This window comes from Streptomyces sp. NPDC002324 (genome assembly GCF_053593335.1).
The window spans coordinates 222337-240086 of sequence record NZ_JBSFCF010000004.1 but is presented as its reverse complement, the minus strand read 5'-3'; the positions used below and the strand labels follow the sequence as shown (position 1 = coordinate 240086).

The 17750-nt window shown below is 69.0% G+C and carries 22 protein-coding genes; 18 read left to right on the top strand and 4 right to left on the bottom strand.

All coding sequences use genetic code 11. The features are described from left to right. The first annotated feature begins 2 nt into the window (after nucleotides 1-2). The 14 genes from rplR (at nucleotide 3) to truA (ending at nucleotide 9540) form a co-directional block, all read left to right on the top strand. The gene (gene rplR / locus ACWCRJ_RS08595; RefSeq protein ID WP_005481210.1) at nucleotides 3-386 is read left to right on the top strand and encodes a 50S ribosomal protein L18; all 384 of its coding nucleotides are present in this window, start codon (nucleotides 3-5) and stop codon (nucleotides 384-386) included. A gap of 39 nt (nucleotides 387-425) precedes the next feature. Next, entirely contained in the window at nucleotides 426-1034 is a 609-nt protein-coding gene (rpsE, locus tag ACWCRJ_RS08590; RefSeq protein ID WP_010354225.1) for a 30S ribosomal protein S5, read from the top strand. Beyond that, a complete protein-coding gene (gene rpmD / locus ACWCRJ_RS08585; RefSeq protein ID WP_005481207.1) occupies nucleotides 1034-1216 on the top strand; it encodes a 50S ribosomal protein L30 in 183 nt (60 codons plus the stop codon). Before rpsE ends, rpmD begins: the two co-directional genes overlap by 1 nt. Before the next feature lie 2 nt (nucleotides 1217-1218). Further along, a complete protein-coding gene (gene rplO, locus ACWCRJ_RS08580; RefSeq protein WP_005481206.1) occupies nucleotides 1219-1674 on the top strand; it encodes a 50S ribosomal protein L15 in 456 nt (151 codons plus the stop codon). 242 nt (nucleotides 1675-1916) lie between these two features. Beyond that, a complete protein-coding gene (secY, locus tag ACWCRJ_RS08575; protein WP_450938586.1) occupies nucleotides 1917-3230 on the top strand; it encodes a preprotein translocase subunit SecY in 1314 nt (437 codons plus the stop codon). Then, nucleotides 3230-3892 (top strand): adenylate kinase, encoded by a 663-nt coding sequence (locus ACWCRJ_RS08570; RefSeq protein WP_013001405.1) that lies wholly within the window; start codon nucleotides 3230-3232, stop codon nucleotides 3890-3892. Before secY ends, ACWCRJ_RS08570 begins: the two co-directional genes overlap by 1 nt. A 111-nt stretch (nucleotides 3893-4003) precedes the next feature. Next, on the top strand, nucleotides 4004-4840 hold the full coding sequence (gene map, locus ACWCRJ_RS08565) for a type I methionyl aminopeptidase (RefSeq protein ID WP_450938585.1): 837 nt from the start codon (nucleotides 4004-4006) through the stop codon (nucleotides 4838-4840). A 261-nt stretch (nucleotides 4841-5101) separates the two neighbouring features. Then, on the top strand, nucleotides 5102-5323 hold the full coding sequence (gene infA / locus ACWCRJ_RS08560; RefSeq protein ID WP_003948620.1) for a translation initiation factor IF-1: 222 nt from the start codon (nucleotides 5102-5104) through the stop codon (nucleotides 5321-5323). A 71-nt stretch (nucleotides 5324-5394) separates the two neighbouring features. After that, nucleotides 5395-5508 (top strand): 50S ribosomal protein L36, encoded by a 114-nt coding sequence (gene rpmJ / locus ACWCRJ_RS08555; protein ID WP_003998809.1) that lies wholly within the window; start codon nucleotides 5395-5397, stop codon nucleotides 5506-5508. 208 nt (nucleotides 5509-5716) lie between these two features. Next, on the top strand, nucleotides 5717-6097 hold the full coding sequence (rpsM, locus tag ACWCRJ_RS08550; RefSeq protein ID WP_005481202.1) for a 30S ribosomal protein S13: 381 nt from the start codon (nucleotides 5717-5719) through the stop codon (nucleotides 6095-6097). A gap of 70 nt (nucleotides 6098-6167) precedes the next feature. Further along, nucleotides 6168-6572, top strand: coding sequence for a 30S ribosomal protein S11 (rpsK, locus tag ACWCRJ_RS08545; protein ID WP_003956432.1), 405 nt, complete (start codon nucleotides 6168-6170; stop codon nucleotides 6570-6572). Nucleotides 6573-6807: 235 nt separating this feature from the next. Continuing rightward, the gene (locus tag ACWCRJ_RS08540) at nucleotides 6808-7830 is read left to right on the top strand and encodes a DNA-directed RNA polymerase subunit alpha (RefSeq protein WP_003966937.1); all 1023 of its coding nucleotides are present in this window, start codon (nucleotides 6808-6810) and stop codon (nucleotides 7828-7830) included. Nucleotides 7831-8023: 193 nt separating this feature from the next. Beyond that, entirely contained in the window at nucleotides 8024-8527 is a 504-nt protein-coding gene (gene rplQ, locus ACWCRJ_RS08535) for a 50S ribosomal protein L17 (RefSeq protein WP_450938584.1), read from the top strand. A gap of 149 nt (nucleotides 8528-8676) precedes the next feature. Next, on the top strand, nucleotides 8677-9540 hold the full coding sequence (gene truA / locus ACWCRJ_RS08530; RefSeq protein ID WP_450938583.1) for a tRNA pseudouridine(38-40) synthase TruA: 864 nt from the start codon (nucleotides 8677-8679) through the stop codon (nucleotides 9538-9540). A gap of 22 nt (nucleotides 9541-9562) precedes the next feature. On the opposite strand, the gene ACWCRJ_RS08525 is transcribed toward truA, so the two are convergent. Next, on the bottom strand, nucleotides 9563-10447 hold the full coding sequence (locus ACWCRJ_RS08525; protein WP_450938582.1) for a hypothetical protein: 885 nt from the start codon (nucleotides 10445-10447) through the stop codon (nucleotides 9563-9565). 304 nt (nucleotides 10448-10751) lie between these two features. Here ACWCRJ_RS08525 and rplM point away from each other — a divergent pair, with 304 nt between their 5' ends. The 3 genes from rplM (at nucleotide 10752) to glmM (ending at nucleotide 13408) form a co-directional block, all read left to right on the top strand. Beyond that, complete coding sequence (rplM, locus tag ACWCRJ_RS08520) at nucleotides 10752-11195, top strand: 50S ribosomal protein L13 (RefSeq protein WP_013001400.1); 444 nt, start codon at nucleotides 10752-10754, stop codon at nucleotides 11193-11195. A 41-nt stretch (nucleotides 11196-11236) separates the two neighbouring features. Continuing rightward, nucleotides 11237-11764, top strand: a complete 528-nt coding sequence (gene rpsI, locus ACWCRJ_RS08515) for a 30S ribosomal protein S9 (RefSeq protein ID WP_046916490.1) — start codon at nucleotides 11237-11239, stop codon at nucleotides 11762-11764. Between the two features lie 285 nt (nucleotides 11765-12049). Continuing rightward, entirely contained in the window at nucleotides 12050-13408 is a 1359-nt protein-coding gene (gene glmM, locus ACWCRJ_RS08510; RefSeq protein WP_450938581.1) for a phosphoglucosamine mutase, read from the top strand. Between the two features lie 137 nt (nucleotides 13409-13545). Here the strand turns inward: glmM and ACWCRJ_RS08505 are convergent, their stop codons facing one another. Both ACWCRJ_RS08505 and coaA read right to left on the bottom strand, forming a co-directional pair. Then, nucleotides 13546-14475, bottom strand: coding sequence for a DUF389 domain-containing protein (locus ACWCRJ_RS08505; RefSeq protein WP_450938580.1), 930 nt, complete (start codon nucleotides 14473-14475; stop codon nucleotides 13546-13548). Between the two features lie 31 nt (nucleotides 14476-14506). After that, on the bottom strand, nucleotides 14507-15496 hold the full coding sequence (gene coaA, locus ACWCRJ_RS08500) for a type I pantothenate kinase (RefSeq protein ID WP_450938579.1): 990 nt from the start codon (nucleotides 15494-15496) through the stop codon (nucleotides 14507-14509). 207 nt (nucleotides 15497-15703) lie between these two features. On the opposite strand from coaA, the gene ACWCRJ_RS08495 reads away from it, so the two are divergent. Next, nucleotides 15704-15946 (top strand): hypothetical protein, encoded by a 243-nt coding sequence (locus ACWCRJ_RS08495; protein ID WP_450938578.1) that lies wholly within the window; start codon nucleotides 15704-15706, stop codon nucleotides 15944-15946. 36 nt (nucleotides 15947-15982) lie between these two features. Here ACWCRJ_RS08495 and ACWCRJ_RS08490 read toward each other — a convergent pair whose 3' ends face one another. Beyond that, complete coding sequence (locus tag ACWCRJ_RS08490) at nucleotides 15983-17425, bottom strand: NAD(P)H-hydrate dehydratase (protein ID WP_450938577.1); 1443 nt, start codon at nucleotides 17423-17425, stop codon at nucleotides 15983-15985. Between the last annotated feature and the right edge of the window lie 325 nt (nucleotides 17426-17750).

The window sequence follows — 17750 nt, the reverse complement described above, 5'->3', positions numbered from 1 at the left end:
CCATGGCATACGGTACGAAGATCGCTAAGGGCGACGCTTACAAGCGTGCAGCCATCAAGCGGCGCCACATCCGGATCCGTAAGAAGGTCAACGGTACGGCTGAGCGTCCCCGCCTGGTCGTGACCCGCTCGAACCGCCACATCGTGGCCCAGGTGATCGACGACCTCAAGGGGCACACCCTTGCGTCGGCGTCCACCCTGGACTCGTCGATCCGTGGTGCGTCGGAGGACAAGTCGGCTCAGGCCGGCAAGGTCGGCGCCCTGGTCGCCGAGCGTGCCAAGGCCGCCGGTGTCGAGGCAGTCGTGTTCGACCGTGGTGGTAACCGGTACGCGGGTCGCATCGCGGCCCTGGCCGACGCCGCCCGCGAGGCCGGGCTCAAGTTCTGAGCTCGCTGCGTAGCTAGCGGAAAGAGAGAGGTAAATCCAATGGCTGGACCCCAGCGCCGCGGAAGCGGTGCCGGTGGCGGCGAGCGGCGGGACCGGAAGGGCCGTGACGGCGGCGCTGCTGCCGCCGAGAAGACCGCGTACGTTGAGCGCGTCGTCGCGATCAACCGCGTCGCCAAGGTTGTGAAGGGTGGTCGTCGCTTCAGCTTCACCGCGCTGGTCGTGGTGGGCGATGGCGATGGCACCGTCGGTGTCGGTTACGGCAAGGCCAAGGAGGTGCCGGCCGCGATCGCCAAGGGTGTTGAAGAGGCCAAGAAGCACTTCTTCAAGGTCCCCCGTATCCAGGGCACCATCCCGCACCCGATCACGGGCGAGAAGGCCGCGGGCGTCGTCCTGCTCAAGCCTGCTTCCCCCGGTACCGGCGTCATCGCCGGTGGCCCGGTGCGTGCCGTGCTCGAGTGCGCCGGTGTGCACGACATCCTGTCGAAGTCGCTCGGTTCGTCGAACGCGATCAACATCGTGCACGCGACCGTGGAGGCCCTGAAGGGTCTGCAGCGTCCCGAGGAGATCGCGGCCCGCCGTGGTCTGCCCCTCGAGGACGTCGCTCCCGCGGCTCTGCTGCGTGCGCGTGCCGGGGCCGGTGCTGCGTAATGGCACAGCTCAAGATCACGCAGACGAAGTCGTACATCGGCAGCAAGCAGAACCACCGTGACACCCTGCGCTCCCTTGGTCTCAAGGGCATCAACACGCAGGTCGTCAAGGAGGACCGCCCCGAGTTCCGCGGCATGGTGCACACCGTCCGCCACCTCGTGACGGTCGAGGAGGTCGACTGATCATGGCGGAGAACAACCCGCTCAAGATCCACAACCTCCGTCCCGCCCCCGGTGCCAAGACCGCGAAGACCCGTGTCGGTCGTGGTGAGGCGTCGAAGGGTAAGACGGCCGGTCGTGGTACCAAGGGCACGAAGGCCCGCTACCAGGTTCCGGAGCGCTTCGAGGGTGGCCAGATGCCCCTCCACATGCGTCTTCCGAAGCTGAAGGGCTTCAAGAACCCGTTCAAGACGGAGTTCCAGGTCGTGAACCTGGACAAGCTCGCCGCCCTCTACCCCGAGGGTGGGGAGGTCACCGTTGCCGACCTGGTCGACAAGGGTGCCGTCCGCAAGAACAGCCTCGTCAAGGTCCTCGGCCAGGGTGAGATCTCCGTGGCGCTGCAGGTGACGGTCGACGCCGTCTCCGGCTCCGCCAAGGAGAAGATCACCGCTGCCGGCGGTACCGTCACCGAGCTCGTCTGAACACATCAGGCGTCTCGATGACTTGAGCGATCCCGACCGGGGATACCCCACAAATGGGGTATCCCCGGTTGGTCGTTCCTAGGGAGGCAGTCCCGCCGGTAAGGTGGCCTGCACTGTCCGTTTTTCACAGGGGACCCCTCACCGGGCACTCGTCGCGGCAGTTAAACGTTACGTAAGTCGTCCTCATCAGATCTCAAAACCGTCACCCTTGACGCAGTAGCGCGGGGGTCGCAGGAGGCACCGTGCTCACCGCGTTCGCCCGGGCGTTCAAGACGCCCGACCTGCGCAAGAAGCTGCTCTTCACGCTCGGCATCATCGTGATCTACCGGATCGGCACGCACGTCCCGATCCCGGGTGTCGACTACCGCGCCGTTCAGTTCTGCATCGACCAGGCCCAGACCAACAAGGGTCTGTTCGGTCTGGTGAACATGTTCAGCGGTGGCGCGCTGCTGCAGATCACGATCTTCGCGCTCGGCATCATGCCGTACATCACGGCGAGCATCATTCTGCAGCTGCTGACCGTGGTGATCCCGCGTCTGGAAGCCCTGAAGAAGGAGGGGCAGGCCGGTACGGCGAAGATCACGCAGTACACGCGTTATCTGACGGTCGCCCTCGCCATCCTCCAGGGCACCGGCCTCGTCGCCACCGCCCGCAGCGGCACGCTGTTCAGCGGCTGTGTGCAGGCCGGCCAGATCGTCCCCGACCGGTCGATCTACACCACCGTCGTCATGGTCGTCACCATGACCGCCGGCACGGCCGTCGTCATGTGGCTCGGTGAGCTGATCACCGACCGTGGCATCGGCAACGGCATGTCGATCCTGATGTTCATCTCGATCGCCGCCACCTTCCCGTCCGCCCTGTGGGCCATCAAGGAGCAGGGAAAGCTGGCGGGCGGCTGGATCGAGTTCGGCACCGTCATCGCCGTCGGCCTGGTCATGGTCGCGCTGGTGGTCTTCGTCGAGCAGGCCCAGCGCCGCATCCCGGTCCAGTACGCGAAGCGCATGATCGGCCGTCGTTCCTACGGCGGCACGTCGACCTACATTCCGCTGAAGGTCAACCAGGCGGGCATCATCCCCGTGATCTTCGCCTCGTCGCTGCTCTACATTCCGGCTCTCGTCGTGCAGTTCTCGAACTCCACGGCCGGTTGGGCGAGTTGGGTCAACAACAACCTGGTGCCCTCGGACGCGCCGGTGCACATCACGATCTACTTCTTCCTGATCATCTTCTTCGCCTTCTTCTACGTGGCCATCTCGTTCAACCCCGAGGAAGTCGCGGACAACATGAAGAAGTATGGTGGCTTCATCCCGGGCATCCGGGCTGGCCGACCGACCGCTGAGTACCTGAGCTACGTACTCAACCGGATCACCTGGCCGGGTTCGCTGTACCTGGGTCTGATCGCTCTCGTGCCGACAATGGCGTTGGCCGGCTTCGGGGCCAACCAGAACTTCCCGTTCGGCGGTACCAGCATCCTGATCATCGTGGGTGTGGGTCTGGAGACCGTGAAGCAGATCGAGAGCCAGCTCCAGCAGCGCAATTACGAAGGGTTCCTCCGCTGATGCGAATCGTCCTCGTCGGGCCGCCGGGTGCGGGTAAGGGAACGCAGGCCGCGTTCCTGGCCAGGAACCTGTCGATCCCGCACATCTCCACGGGCGACCTGTTCCGGGCCAACATCAGCAAGCAGACGGAGCTCGGCAAGCTCGCCAAGTCCTACATGGACAAGGGCGAGCTGGTGCCGGACGAGGTCACCATCGCCATGGCGAAGGACCGGATGGAGCAGCCGGACGCCGTGAACGGCTTCCTGCTCGACGGCTTCCCGCGCAACGTCTCGCAGGCCGAGGCGCTCGACGTGACGCTCCAGGACGAGTCCATGAACCTGGACGCGGTGCTGGACCTGGAGGTCCCCGAGGAGGAGGTCGTCAAGCGGATCGCCGGCCGGCGCATCTGCCGCAACGACTCCGCGCACGTCTTCCACGTCACGTACAAGAAGCCGAAGCAGGACGGCGTCTGCGACGCCTGTGGCGGCGAGCTGTACCAGCGTGACGACGACTCCGAGGAGACCGTCCGCAAGCGCCTGGAGGTCTACCACACCCAGACCGAGCCGATCATCGACTACTACAAGGCCCAGGGCCTCGTGGTGACGATCACGGCGCTCGGCCCGGTGGAGGACGTCACCCAGCGCGCCATGGAAGCGCTCAAGCGCGAGGACGACGGCCAGTAGGCCGTCGGTCGGTACGTCGGCCGCGGTGCCCGAGGAGGGTGCCGCGGCCGTACTGTTGTGTAGGCACACCCAAGACGTCGGATTCGCGGAAGACGGAGAGCGCAGGCCCCCATGGTGCAGATCAAGAGCCCCGAGCAGATCGCCAAGATGCGCGAGGCGGGGCTGGTCGTCGCAGCCATCCACGCGGCCACCCGCGAGGCCGCCGTGCCGGGGGCCTCCACGAAGGATCTGGACGAGGTGGCCCGCAAGGTGCTCGCGGAGCACGGCGCCAAGTCGAACTTCCTCGGGTACGGCGGCTTCCCGGCGACGATCTGCACGTCGGTGAACGAGGTCGTGGTCCACGGGATCCCGAGCGAGACGGTCGTCCTGAAGGACGGCGACATCATCTCCATCGACTGCGGCGCGATCGTCGACGGCTGGCACGGTGACGCGGCCTACACCGCGTTCGTGGGATCGGGTCACGCCCCGGAGCTGATCGAGCTGTCCCGGGTGACCGAGGAGTCCATGTGGGCCGGGATCGCCGCCATGAAGGTGGGCAACCGGCTCGTGGACGTCTCCCGCGCCATCGAGACGTACATCCGCCGGCAGCCGAAGCCGGGCGGGGGCAAGTACGGCATCGTCGAGGACTACGGCGGCCACGGCATCGGGACCGAGATGCACATGGACCCGCACCTGCTGAACTACGTCGAGCGGCGGCGGGGCAAGGGACCCAAGCTCGTCCCCGGGTTCTGCCTCGCGATCGAGCCGATGGTGGCCCTGGGCACCCCGAAGACCGAGGTCCTCGCGGACGACTGGACCGTGGTGAGCACGGACGGCACCTGGTCCTCGCACTGGGAGCACTCGGTGGCGCTGACCGAGGCGGGGCCGCTGGTGCTGACCGCCCCCGACGGAGGCAGGGCCAAGCTGGCGGAGTACGGGATCGTCGCGGCGCCCGATCCGCTGGGCTGAGTTCTCGCCGCCTAGCGCGTGACCGGTGGGGCCTGTGGTGCCCACACGGCGGAGCCGCTCGGTGCCACCGCCCCGCGGCCCTGAAAGCGGCCCCGTCGCTTCCGGGGCGCGCGGCATAAGGATCTCCGGCTCTGGGCATCCTTACCCGAATTCGTGTTTCCGGGGGCCCTGGCGTAGACTGACTCGTCGGCTCTCGTGTTTCCGTGTGTCCTCATTCGGTTACGCCGAGTCGATCAAGGTAGTCGATTCGAAGGGCGAAGCGTGGCCAAGAAGCAAGGTGCCATCGAGATCGAGGGCACTGTCGTCGAGTCTCTTCCGAACGCCATGTTCAAGGTCGAGCTCCAGAACGGCCACCAGGTCCTGGCACACATCAGCGGCAAGATGCGTATGCACTACATCCGTATCCTCCCTGACGACCGGGTCGTGGTGGAGTTGTCTCCGTACGACCTGACGCGTGGCCGGATCGTCTACCGCTACAAGTAGATCTTGCCCCCGCTCTCCGTGCCCGGTCTCCGGGACGCGGGTGGTGGCACTGACCCGGAGAACCTCACCCCATGAAGGTCAAGCCGAGCGTCAAGAAGATCTGCGACAAGTGCAGGGTGATCCGCCGTCACGGTCGGGTCATGGTCATCTGCGAGAACCCGCGCCACAAGCAGCGCCAGGGCTGACGCACGACCGATCCCTCTGCTCGATTCGCAGAGATTCGCGCGACGCAAGCTGAATTTGTTCATACGCAGGACCCAGGCGCGCTGTAGGCCTGACACCCCCGGCTCGGAGGCCGGGGACCCGAGCCGTACCTACTCTTCGCCATGGAAGAGGCCGGCGGCCGGGGCCCGGTTCTGTGGAAGACCTCCGACAATCACCAGGAGCCATTGAATGGCACGCGTTTCCGGTGTTGACATCCCGCGCGACAAGCGTGTGGAGGTCGCCCTCACCTATGTGTTCGGCATCGGCCGGACCCTCTCCCAGGAGACGCTGGCTGCGACCGGCGTCAACCCCGACACCCGCGTCCGCGACCTCTCCGAGGAGCAGCTCGTCGCGATCCGCGAGTACGTGGACAACAACATCAAGACCGAGGGTGACCTCCGTCGCGAGGTCCAGGCCGACATCCGCCGCAAGGTGGAGATCGGCTGCTACCAGGGTCTCCGTCACCGTCGTGGTCTGCCCGTCCGCGGTCAGCGCACCAGCACCAACGCCCGCACCCGCAAGGGCCCGCGTCGCGCCATCGCCGGTAAGAAGAAGCCGGGCAAGAAGTAGTCCTCAGCGGACAACGCTTCATCAGCGGTCTTCGCTGTAGGACCGACCACCTCCCCGTAGGAGTTTGTAGATGCCCCCCAAGGGTCGTCAGGGCGCTGCCAAGAAGGTGCGCCGCAAGGAAAAGAAGAACGTCGCTCACGGCCACGCGCACATCAAGAGCACGTTCAACAACACGATCGTCTCCATCACGGACCCCTCGGGCAACGTGATCTCCTGGGCCTCCGCCGGCCACGTCGGCTTCAAGGGCTCCCGGAAGTCCACGCCGTTCGCCGCGCAGATGGCCGCCGAGTCGGCCGCCCGTCGCGCGCAGGAGCACGGCATGCGCAAGGTCGACGTGTTCGTCAAGGGCCCGGGTTCGGGTCGTGAGACGGCCATCCGTTCGCTGCAGGCGACCGGTCTCGAGGTCGGCTCCATCCAGGACGTCACGCCCACCCCGCACAACGGCTGCCGTCCGCCCAAGCGCCGCCGCGTCTGACGCACCGGCTCCGGGCGGCTCGGCTTCCGGCTGGGGGCGTGGGGGTCGTCCCCCACAATGTCGCAGCACGGCTGCCGTCCGCCCAAGCGCCGGCGCGTCTGACCCTCCGGGTCGGGTGCGCGACTGCTTGGTCTCAGGTTTTCGGGCGGTATGGCTCTTCGGGGCCATATCGCCCGTACCCTTGTTACACCTCAGGGCGTCAAATAGCGGGCGCCCCTGACAGAAGGATCTCCATATGCTGATCGCTCAGCGTCCCTCGCTGACCGAAGAGGTCGTCGACGAATTCCGCTCCCGGTTCGTGATCGAGCCGCTGGAGCCGGGCTTCGGCTACACCCTCGGCAACAGCCTCCGCCGCACGCTCCTCTCCTCGATCCCGGGTGCGGCGGTCACGTCCATCCGTATCGACGGTGTCCTGCACGAGTTCACCACCGTGCCGGGCGTCAAGGAGGACGTCACCGACCTGATCCTCAACATCAAGCAGCTGGTCGTCTCCTCGGAGCACGACGAGCCGGTCGTGATGTACCTGCGCAAGCAGGGCCCGGGTCTGGTCACCGCCGCCGACATCGCGCCCCCGGCCGGTGTCGAGGTGCACAACCCCGACCTCGTCCTCGCCACGCTCAACGGCAAGGGCAAGCTGGAGATGGAGCTGACGGTCGAGCGTGGCCGCGGTTACGTCTCCGCCGTGCAGAACAAGCAGGTGGGCCAGGAGATCGGCCGTATCCCGGTCGACTCCATCTACTCGCCGGTTCTCAAGGTCACGTACAAGGTCGAGGCGACTCGTGTCGAGCAGCGCACCGACTTCGACAAGCTGATCGTCGACGTCGAGACCAAGCAGGCCATGCGTCCCCGTGACGCCATGGCGTCGGCCGGTAAGACCCTGGTCGAGCTGTTCGGTCTGGCCCGTGAGCTGAACATCGACGCCGAGGGCATCGACATGGGTCCGTCCCCGACGGACGCCGCGCTCGCCGCCGATCTGGCGCTGCCGATCGAGGAGCTGGAGCTCACCGTTCGGTCGTACAACTGCCTCAAGCGTGAGGGCATCCACTCCGTGGGTGAGCTGGTCGCGCGCTCCGAGGCCGACCTGCTCGACATCCGCAACTTCGGTGCGAAGTCGATCGACGAGGTCAAGGCGAAGCTGGCGGGTATGGGCCTGGCGCTCAAGGACTCGCCTCCCGGCTTCGACCCGACCGCCGCCGCCGACGCCTTCGGCGCCGACGACGACGCGGACGCCGGGTTCGTGGAGACCGAGCAGTACTAGTCGCTCCGCGAGACGGCCGGATTCTGACTGCGGGTCCGTGATGGCCGGTCGCGCGGTTCCCCGCGCCCCTGACGGGGCGCGGTCCTCCGGGGCACTTCGCAAGAGGAGCCCCGGATCTTCGACGGGCGACCGCCCGCTCGGATACTGACCCCGGTACCTGATACGGCCGGGGCAGACACCTAGGAGAAACACCATGCCGAAGCCCACCAAGGGTGCCCGTCTGGGCGGCAGCGCCGCGCACGAGAAGCTGCTCCTCGCGAACCTGGCGAAGAGCCTCTTCGAGCACGGCCGCATCACCACCACCGAGGCGAAGGCCCGCCGTCTGCGGCCGTACGCCGAGCGTCTGATCACCAAGGGCAAGAAGGGCGACCTTCACAACCGCCGCCAGGTGCTCCAGGTCATCACGGACAAGAGCGTCGTGCACACGCTCTTCACCGAGATCGGCCCGCGCTACGAGAACCGTCCCGGTGGCTACACCCGCATCACCAAGATCGGTAACCGTCGTGGCGACAACGCGCCCATGGCCGTCATCGAGCTGGTCGAGGCGCTGACGGTCGCGCAGCAGGCCACCGGTGAGGCCGAGGCCGCCACCAAGCGTGCCGCCAAGGACGCGGAGACGCCCGCCGCTGAGGCCACGGTGGACACCACCAAGGCTGACGCCGCCGATGAGGCTGCCGAGGAGTCGAAGGACGCGTAAGCGTCTGCGGGGTGCTGTGCGGTTGGCGGCTGCGGGTTCGTCGTGGCTGGTCGCGCAGTTCCCCGCGCCCCTGGAAGGGGGCGCGTCTGAGTGGGTCCGTTCCCGTTACGGGAGCGGGCCCGCTTTTTTGTACCTGAGAGGATCTTCGTGTGAGTGATGAAGCGGCGCCGGGTCATGTGCGCGTTCGGCTGGACCTGTCGTACGACGGGAGTGAGTTCTCCGGGTGGGCCAAGCAGGCCGGGGGGCGGCGGACCGTGCAGGGGGAGATCGAGGACGCGCTGCGGACCGTGACGCGGTCCCGGGAGACCTTCGAGCTGACCGTGGCCGGGCGGACGGACGCCGGGGTGCACGCGCGCGGACAGGTGGCGCACGTGGACCTGCCGGAGGCGGTCTGGCGTGAGCACCACGAGAAGCTGTTGAAGCGGCTCGCGGGGCGCCTGCCGAGGGATGTGCGGGTGTGGGCGCTCAGGGAGGCGCCCAGCGGCTTCAACGCGCGTTTCTCGGCCGTCTGGCGGCGCTACGCGTATCGCGTCACCGACAATCCCGGCGGTGTCGACCCGCTGCTGCGCGGCCATGTGCTGTGGCACGACTGGGCGCTCGACGTGGACGCGATGAACGAGGCGGCCCGGCTGCTGCTGGGGGAGCATGACTTCGCCGCCTACTGCAAGCGGCGCGAGGGGGCCACCACCATCCGTACGCTCCAGGAGCTGAGCCTGGTGCGGGGGGACGACGGGATCATCACCGCGACTGTGCGGGCCGACGCCTTCTGCCACAACATGGTGCGCTCGCTGATCGGGGCGCTGCTGTTCGTGGGGGACGGGCACCGGGGGACCGACTGGCCGGGGAAGGTGCTGGCCGCCGGTGTGCGGGACTCCGCCGTCCATGTCGTACGGCCGCACGGGCTGACCCTGGAGGAGGTCGGCTACCCGGCCGACGAGCTGCTGGCCGCGCGGAGCAGGGAGGCGCGCAACCGGCGGACCCTGCCGGGGGCGCCCGGGGCCGGCTGCTGCTGACCCCGGGGCGGCTTCGCTCGGGCTACTGCCCGCCTGCCGCGGCGGCTGCCTGGGTCTCGCCCCGGCGGTGGATCTGCTCGTAGGCGGACTGACTGAGGTCGTCGCCGGCGGCGAACACGGCCTTGTCCTTCTCCGTGACGTCCTTGCCGTCGGTGAAGCCGGACAGGGTGAAGTAGGCGTAGCGGCCGTAGGAGTTGGCGGTCGTACGGCAGAAGGTCGTGCGGCAGAAGGTGGCGACGCCTTCGCCGGGCAGGGAGACGATGGTGCTCTTCTTGTCCCAGTCCTTCTTGACCTTGGTCGCCTCGGCCTCGGTGTCGAACAGGGCGACGCCGATCGTGACCGCGATCTTGTCCCTGACGTAGGTCACGCGCAGGAAGCGAGTGCAGTCGTTGCCGGTCAGGAGGGTGTCCAGGCTGCCCTGGACGGCCGACGCGCAGTTGGTCGTCGAGGCCGTGGCGCCCTTGCGGTAGACCACGCCGTCGCGCTTGGTCAGCTGGGAGCCCGGGAAGAGGATGTCCGGGCTGATCGGCGCCTTGTCCTTGCCCGAACTGGAGATGAACTCCTTCGGGTCCAGGGGCGGTGGGGCCGAGGTCGGCGCGAACGACGGGTCCGCCTTGGCGCTGGCACTCGGGATGTCCGCGGCGGTCGGCAGGTCGTTCGGACCGTTCGCCGCGGTGTTGCCGCTGTCGTTGTTGACGACGGCGACGGCCACGGCGACACCTATGCCGACCGTGGCGAGGGCGCCGCCCACGATCATCAGAAGTCTGCGGCGTCTGTTGCGTATCTCGGACTGCTCGGCGAGTGACGCCCAGTCCGGGGTCCGGTTACTGGTGGAACTGTACTGATCGTCCCACGGATTGTGGGAACCCCCGGGGCTCCACTGAGACCCCCCCTGCCCAAAGCTCATGGGCCGCAGTTTAGACGGGCGAAGGCGTACCTCACTCGCTTACGGGTGAGGCCTTTTCCCGCCGGTGGTCCGGGGCGTGGCCGGGGGCCGTTTTGACCCGTCCGGGGCAGCGCGAGTAGTCTGGCCGCTTGTTATGCGTACTGGCTTGGTCGCTCTCAGGCGAGAAGCCCTTACGTAGGTTCCCTGGAGCAGTTACCAGTGGGCGGCATACGGGCATCGTTCCCGGCACTGTCGTCCCCAGCTGCACGATCGCTTCAGTGATGCCATGTGTCAGCACCCATCCACTGAAGAAGAAGGCTGCGAAGTGCGTACGTACAGCCCTAAGCCCGGCGATGTGACTCGCCAGTGGCACGTCATTGACGCTCAGGACATCGTCCTGGGCCGTCTGGCTACCACTGCCGCGAACCTCCTCCGCGGCAAGCACAAGCCGACCTATGCCCCGCACATGGACATGGGCGACTTCGTCATCATCATCAACGCCGACAAGGTTCACCTGTCCGGCAACAAGAAGACCCAGAAGCTGGCGTACCGCCACTCCGGCTACCCGGGTGGTCTGCGCTCCGTCCGTTACGACGAGCTGCTGGCGAAGAACCCCGAGAAGGCCGTCGAGAAGGCCATCAAGGGCATGATCCCCAAGAACACCCTGGGCCGTCAGATGATCAGCAAGCTGAAGGTCTACTCGGGCGACCAGCACCCGCACGCTGCCCAGCAGCCGGTGCCGTTCGAGATCACCCAGGTCGCGCAGTAGTTCCGGCCACACCCCAAACAGAAAAGAATCTGAGGAGAACCGTGGCCGAGACCACCGTTGAGCAGCCGGTCGAAGAGACCGAGACCGAGCTCGTCGACATCGAGAGCTACACCACCGAGTCCGAGGTCCCCGTCGAGGGTGAGTACACCTCGGAGTCGCTCGCCGGCCGCTTCGGCGACCCGCAGCCGGCCGCCGGCCTGGGCCGTCGCAAGAACGCCATCGCCCGCGTCCGGATCGTCCCGGGCACCGGCAAGTGGAAGATCAACGGTCGCACCCTTGAGGACTACTTCCCCAACAAGGTGCACCAGCAGGAAGTCAACGAGCCCTTCAAGGTGCTCGAACTCGAGGGCCGCTACGACGTCATCGCCCGCATCGCGGGTGGCGGTGTCTCCGGCCAGGCCGGCGCCCTGCGTCTCGGTGTGGCCCGCGCGCTGAACGAGGCCGACGTGGACAACAACCGCGGCGCCCTCAAGAAGGCCGGCTTCCTCCGTCGCGACGACCGTGCGGTCGAGCGCAAGAAGGCCGGTCTGAAGAAGGCCCGCAAGGCTCCGCAGTACAGCAAGCGCTAGATCGCGCCCGCGCCCGGCGCGCGTGTCGCGCGCGCCGCGCACTGCGCGTATCGCCCCGGTGGCACGTACCCGTGCCGCCGGGGCGGTTTGCGTAGCAGGGTCGACCGTTCGTACGGGGGCTTACACGTGGACTGTCGGTACAACCCCGAAAGGGGGAGGACAGTCTCAGGGGATGTACTTGGTCCGGGGAATGCCGGGACACTCGGGGACAGCCGGTGCGGGACCGCCCGGTAGGGGACCATCAGGTACGAGCCGCACATTCTCAGCAATTCGGAGGACACCACTGTGGGACGACTCTTCGGCACGGACGGCGTGCGCGGTGTCGCCAACGCGGATCTGACGGCCGAGCTCGCGCTCGGACTCTCCGTCGCGGCGGCACACGTACTCGCCGAGGCGGGAACGTTCGAGGGCCACAAGCCGGTGGCGGTGGTCGGGCGGGATCCGCGGGCGTCCGGAGAGTTCCTGGAGGCGGCCGTCGTGGCCGGCCTCGCCAGTGCGGGCGTCGACGTCCTGCGTGTCGGCGTGCTGCCCACCCCCGCTGTGGCGTTCCTCACCGGTGAGCTGGGCGCCGACCTCGGCGTGATGCTCTCCGCCAGCCACAACGCCATGCCCGACAACGGCATCAAGTTCTTCGCCCGCGGCGGCCACAAGCTCGCCGACGACCTGGAGAACCGCATCGAGGGCGTGTACGAGGAGCACCGCACCGGGGCGCCCTGGGACCGGCCGACGGGCGCGGGTGTCGGGCGTATCCGGTCCTACGACGAGGGCTTCGAGCGGTACGCCGCGCATCTGCTGTCCGCTCTGCCCAACCGTCTGGAGGGGCTGAAGATCGTCCTCGACGAGGCGCACGGCGCCGCCGCCGGGGTCTCGCCGGAGGTGTTCACCCGGGCCGGTGCCGAGATCGTCACCATCGGGGCCGAGCCGGACGGGCTCAACATCAACGACGGCTGCGGGTCGACGCACCTCGGGAAGCTGCGGGCCGCCGTCGTCGAGCACGGGGCGCACCTCGGCATCGCGCACGACGGGGACGCGGACCGGTGCCTGGCCGTGGACCACGAGGGCGACGAGGTCGACGGCGACCAGATCCTCGCGGTGCTCGCGCTGGCCATGCGGGAGCGGGGGGAGCTGCACTCGGACACCGTGGTCGCGACCGTGATGTCCAACCTCGGGTTCAAGCTGGCGCTGGAGCGGGAGGGGCTGCGGCTGGTGCAGGCCGCGGTCGGGGACCGTTATGTGCTGGAGGAGATGAAGGAGCACGGGTACACGCTCGGGGGCGAGCAGTCCGGGCATGTGATCATCTCCGACCACGCGACCACGGGTGACGGCACGCTGACGGGGCTGCTGCTGGCGGCCCGGGTCGCGCAGACCGGACGTACGCTGCGGGAGCTCGCGGGCGTGATGGAGCGGCTGCCGCAGGTGCTCGTCAATGTGCCGGACGTGGACCGGTCGCGGGTGGGTTCGTCGGCGGAGCTGGCCGCGGCCGTGGCCGAGGCGGAGTCGGAACTGGGGGCCACCGGGCGGGTGTTGTTGCGGCCGTCCGGGACCGAGCCGCTGGTTCGGGTGATGGTGGAGGCCGCGGACATCGAGCAGGCGCGGTCCGTGGCGGGGCGGTTGGCCGATGTGGTGAAGTCCGCGCTCGGGTAGGTGCGGGGTCTGTGCGTTCCGGTAGGGGCGTGGGGTTCTGTGTGGTGCGGGCCGCGGGTTCGTGGTGGCTTGTCGCGCCCACGCGGCGGTAGCCGCACATTCAGCGCAGCCCCGCGCCCCTTTCGTGTGCGGCCCGGCTATGAGGCGCCGCGTTGCCTTGACCACAGCCACTTCTGGAGCAGCAGGGTCAGGGTGCCGGCCAGGACGATGCCCAGGAGGTTCAGGAGCAGTTGCTCCGAGGAGCCCACCGTCTGCTTCGTGTCGCCGTAGGCCAGGGCCACCGCCGCGTTGGCCGCCGCCGGGACCGTGGTGACCGAGATGGCGACGCCCACCAGGGCGCCCGACTTCGCCGAGGTGAGGGAGAGGGTGCCGGCGATGCCGGCGAGGACGGCCACGATGAAGGAGAAGGCGTCGGGGGCGTAGACGAAGGCCGTGTTGGGGCGGTCGGCCTCCAGTTTGGCCTCGGTGAAGTAGCCGAGTGCGTCCATGAAGAAGCTGAAGCCCACCGTCACCGCCATCGCCACGGCGAAGCCCACCAGCAGGGCGACGAAGGAGCGGACGGCCAGGCGTGGATGGCGTTGGACGAGGGACGTGCTGATGCCGGCCAGGGGGCCGAACTCGGGGCCCACCGCCATCGCGCCGACGATCAGGACCGCGTTGTCCAGGACCACTCCGCAGGCCGCGATCATCGTGGCCAGCGTGATGAAGGCGACGTAGGTGACGGAGAGCGTCGACTCCTCGTGGGTCGCGTCCGTCAGGTGCTCCCACAGGACCGCGTCCGCCCCCTCGCCCGGCGCGTCCTTCTCCGCCCTGTCGGCGCGCTCGGAGAGCGACAGGTCGATGTTCTCCACGGCGATGGAGCCGGTCCTGTCGAGGTCCAACGCCCGGAGCGCGCCGATCAGTTCGTCGCCCGCCTCGCGCGCCACGTCGCACATCACGACGTCACCGGCGGGGTCGCGGGCGGCGCCCGCCATGACGACGAGGTGGGTGGTGCCGACCGTGTCCTCGATCAGGCGCACCACCTCGTCGGTCCGGTCGGACGGGGTGATCAGGCGCAAGTGCAGCATGCCCGCAGGGTAGCGGGGCGCGCGTGCGGGCCTACAGCTTGCGCAGGCTGAGGCGGCGCACCTTGTGGTCGGCGCCCTTGCGGATGATGAGGGTGGCGCGGCCCCGGGTGGGGGCGATGTTCTCGACCAGGTTGGGCTTGTTGATGGTGCGCCAGAGGGTGCGGGCGTAGTCGAGGGCGTCGTCCTCGGAGACCTGGGTGTACTTGCGGAAGTACGAGTCGGGTTTCTGGAAGGCGGTCTGACGGAGCTTTTTGAAACGGTTGAGGTACCAGCGCTCGATGTCGTCGGCGCCGGCGTCGACGTAGACGCTGAAGTCGAAGTAGTCGGCGAGACCGACGCGGGTGCGGCCGTCGCTGCCGGGGAGGGCGGGCTGCAGGACGTTCAGCCCCTCGACGATGATGATGTCGGGGCGGCGGACCGTGAGCCGCTGGTCGGGGACGATGTCGTAGATGAGGTGGGAGTAGACGGGGGCCGTCACCTCGTCCTTGCCGGCCTTGATGTCGGCGACGAAACGGGTCAGGGCCCGGCGGTCGTAGGACTCGGGGAAGCCCTTGCGGGAGACCAGGCCGCGCTCCCGCAGGTCCTTCATGGGCAGCAGGAAGCCGTCGGTGGTGACCAGCTCCACGCGCGGGTGTTCGGGCCAGCGGGCGAGGAGGGCCTGGAGGAGACGGGCGACCGTGGACTTGCCGACGGCCACGGAGCCGGCGACGCCTATGACGAACGGGGTGCCCGACTGGGAGCCCTGCTCGCCGAGGAACGTGTTCAGGGCGCCGCGCAGGCCGTCGGTGGCGCCCACGTAGAGGTTGAGGAGCCGGGACAGCGGCAGATAGATGTCCCGTACCTCGTCGAGGTCGATGACATCGCCCAGGCCGCGCAGCTTCTCGACCTCCTCGGCGTTCAGCGGGAGCGGCGTCTTTTCGCGCAGCGCGCTCCACTCGGCACGGGTGAGGTCGACGTAGGGAGTCGCCTCCGGCCTGGGCCGGTGGGCGCTCCGCGGCAACGAGGAGACCGGTGAGATCACAGTCCATTGTTAACGGAGTTTGAACGGGGTGACGGGGTGGGGTCCGTCACGCCGGGGCGCACGATAGCGGATCCGCCCCTCACTGTGCGTGAACTGTGACGAAGGTATGGACCTGGCATGGAGGGAGGACTAGCGTCCGGGCGGCCGGGAGGGAGCCGCCTCCCGGCCGATCCGGGGCTGCGGGCCCGGGGGAATCGAGGTTGTCTGATGCCCTTTGGTGTACCTCTGCGCGTACGGGACGCCGTCCGGCGGGACGCTGCGCGCGGTGACGCGGAGCTGGCCGGGCGGGTGTGCAGCGAGCTCTCGGCGGATCTTCCGGACGAGGATCTGGGCGAGTGTCCCTCCGACGCGATGGACATGTACCGGATGGGGAGCAAGCCCCGGTGCGAGGAAGCCGAGTATCTGGGGATGGTGCGGGAGGCGATCGAGCGGATCGAGGAGGGGAGTTGAGCGGGGCGGGGCGGAACTGACGGAACGGGACGGGCCTCAGGCGGTGATGTCCCGCCAGGCCGCCGGGATCGACTCCGCCACGTCGTGGGCGCCCGCCGGGGCGCCGTCGGCGGCGTAGCGGCCCGCCAGGCCGTGGACGTACGCCGCCACGCTCGCCGCGTCCAGGGGGGAGAGGCCGGCCGCCAGCAGCGAGCCCGCCAGGCCCGAGAGGACGTCACCGCTGCCGGCGGTGGCGAGCCAGGGGGTGCCGGTGGCGTTGACGCGGACCGGGACGCCCGGGTCCGGGGCCGCGACCAGGGTGGTGGAGCCCTTGAGGAGGACCGTCGCGTCGTAGGCGCGGGCCAGGTCGCGTGCGGCGGTGAGGCGGGAGGCCTCGACCTCCTCGCGGGAGATGCCGAGGAGCGCCGCGGCCTCGCCCGCGTGCGGGGTCAGCAGGGTGGGGGCCGTGCGGGTGCGGACCGTCTCGCGGGCGGCGAGACGGAGGCCGTCGGCGTCGAGGAGGACGGGGACGTCGGTGGAGAGCGCCTCGGTGACGGGGGCCGGGTCGTCGGCGGCTCCGGGGCCGGCGACCCAGGCCTGGACCCGGCCCGCCTTCTTCGGGCCCGTGTTCGAGACCAGGGTCTCCGGGAAGCGGGCGAGGACCGCGTCGCCGGCCGCGCCGACGTAGCGGACCGCGCCCGCGCCGCCGCGCAGGGCACCGGCGACCGCGAGGACCGCCGCGCCCGGGTAGCGGGTCGAGCCCGCGGCGATCCCGACGACCCCGCGGCGGTACTTGTCGCTCTCCTGGGACGGGTGGGGCAGGAGGGCGGCCACGTCGGTGTGCTGGAGGGACTCCAGGGCGGGGGTGGCAGGGAGGGTGTCCGCCAGGCCGATGTCGATCAGGCGGACCGAGCCGGCGTACTCGCGTGCCGGGTCGATGAGGAGGCCCGGCTTGTGGGTGCCGAAGGTGACGGTGAGGTCGGCGCGGACGGCTGCGCCGTGCACCTCGCCGGTGTCCGGTTCGATGCCGCTCGGGAGGTCCACGGCGACGACCGTGGCGGGGGAGGCGGCGACGAGGGCGGCCAGGTGGGCGGCTTCGGGGCGCAGGCCGCCCCTGCCGCCGATGCCGACGATGCCGTCCAGGACGAGGTCGGCGCGGCTGATGAGGGCGGCGGCGGTCGTGGGGGCGGCGGTGGTGCCGCCTGCCCGGAGGAGGGCGTCGAGGGCGGCGGGGTGGGTGCGGTCCGGGGCGAGGAGTACGGCGGTCACGCCGGCGCCTCGCCTTGCCAGGCGGGCGCCGGCGTACAGCGTGTCGCCGCCGTTGTCCCCGCTGCCGGTGAGGAGGACGACGCGGCTGCCGTAGACGCGGCGGGGTAGTACGTCGGCGCAGGCCGCGGCCAGGCCTGCGGCCGCGCGTTGCATGAGGGCGCCGGTGGGGAGGCGGGCCATGAGGGTGCGTTCGGCTGTGCGGACGGTTTCTACGCGGTGGGCTGAGCGCATGGGACGAGTCTGCCTTGTGTGGGGGGCCTGGTGCAGCTGGGCCGGGGGTGGTGGGGCGCCCTCCCCCGCTGCTGCCGGGTGGGGGTGCGTGGTCGGGTGCGGGCCCGGTGGGGCTTCTCGCGCAGTTCCCCGCGCCCCTGAAAAAGCACGGGCTGCGCCCTGTGTTTTTCGGCCGTGCCGGAGGCCTCGGTTGTCGGGTGCGGGTCCGGTGGGGCTTCTCGCGCAGTTCCCCGCGCCCCTGAAAAGCAGGGGCTGCGCCCCGAGCTTTTCAGGCCCGCAGGGGCCTGGTCTTCAGGGGCGCGGGGAACTGCGCGACCAGCCCCCA

Excerpts from the sequence above, each read along its gene's own strand:
- rplR (WP_005481210.1), top strand. The coding sequence starts at position 3 with ATGGCATACGGTACGAAGATCGCTAAGGGCGACGCTTACAAGCGTGCA.
- rpsE (WP_010354225.1), top strand. The coding sequence starts at position 426 with ATGGCTGGACCCCAGCGCCGCGGAAGCGGTGCCGGTGGCGGCGAGCGG.
- rpmD (WP_005481207.1), top strand. The coding sequence starts at position 1,034 with ATGGCACAGCTCAAGATCACGCAGACGAAGTCGTACATCGGCAGCAAG.
- rplO (WP_005481206.1), top strand. The coding sequence starts at position 1,219 with ATGGCGGAGAACAACCCGCTCAAGATCCACAACCTCCGTCCCGCCCCC.
- ACWCRJ_RS08570 (WP_013001405.1), top strand. The coding sequence starts at position 3,230 with ATGCGAATCGTCCTCGTCGGGCCGCCGGGTGCGGGTAAGGGAACGCAG.
- map (WP_450938585.1), top strand. The coding sequence starts at position 4,004 with ATGGTGCAGATCAAGAGCCCCGAGCAGATCGCCAAGATGCGCGAGGCG.
- rpmJ (WP_003998809.1), top strand. The coding sequence starts at position 5,395 with ATGAAGGTCAAGCCGAGCGTCAAGAAGATCTGCGACAAGTGCAGGGTG.
- rpsM (WP_005481202.1), top strand. The coding sequence starts at position 5,717 with ATGGCACGCGTTTCCGGTGTTGACATCCCGCGCGACAAGCGTGTGGAG.
- rpsK (WP_003956432.1), top strand. The coding sequence starts at position 6,168 with ATGCCCCCCAAGGGTCGTCAGGGCGCTGCCAAGAAGGTGCGCCGCAAG.
- ACWCRJ_RS08540 (WP_003966937.1), top strand. The coding sequence starts at position 6,808 with ATGCTGATCGCTCAGCGTCCCTCGCTGACCGAAGAGGTCGTCGACGAA.
- rplQ (WP_450938584.1), top strand. The coding sequence starts at position 8,024 with ATGCCGAAGCCCACCAAGGGTGCCCGTCTGGGCGGCAGCGCCGCGCAC.
- ACWCRJ_RS08525 (WP_450938582.1), bottom strand. The coding sequence starts at position 10,447 with ATGAGCTTTGGGCAGGGGGGGTCTCAGTGGAGCCCCGGGGGTTCCCAC.
- ACWCRJ_RS08505 (WP_450938580.1), bottom strand. The coding sequence starts at position 14,475 with ATGCTGCACTTGCGCCTGATCACCCCGTCCGACCGGACCGACGAGGTG.
- ACWCRJ_RS08495 (WP_450938578.1), top strand. The coding sequence starts at position 15,704 with ATGCCCTTTGGTGTACCTCTGCGCGTACGGGACGCCGTCCGGCGGGAC.
- ACWCRJ_RS08490 (WP_450938577.1), bottom strand. The coding sequence starts at position 17,425 with ATGCGCTCAGCCCACCGCGTAGAAACCGTCCGCACAGCCGAACGCACC.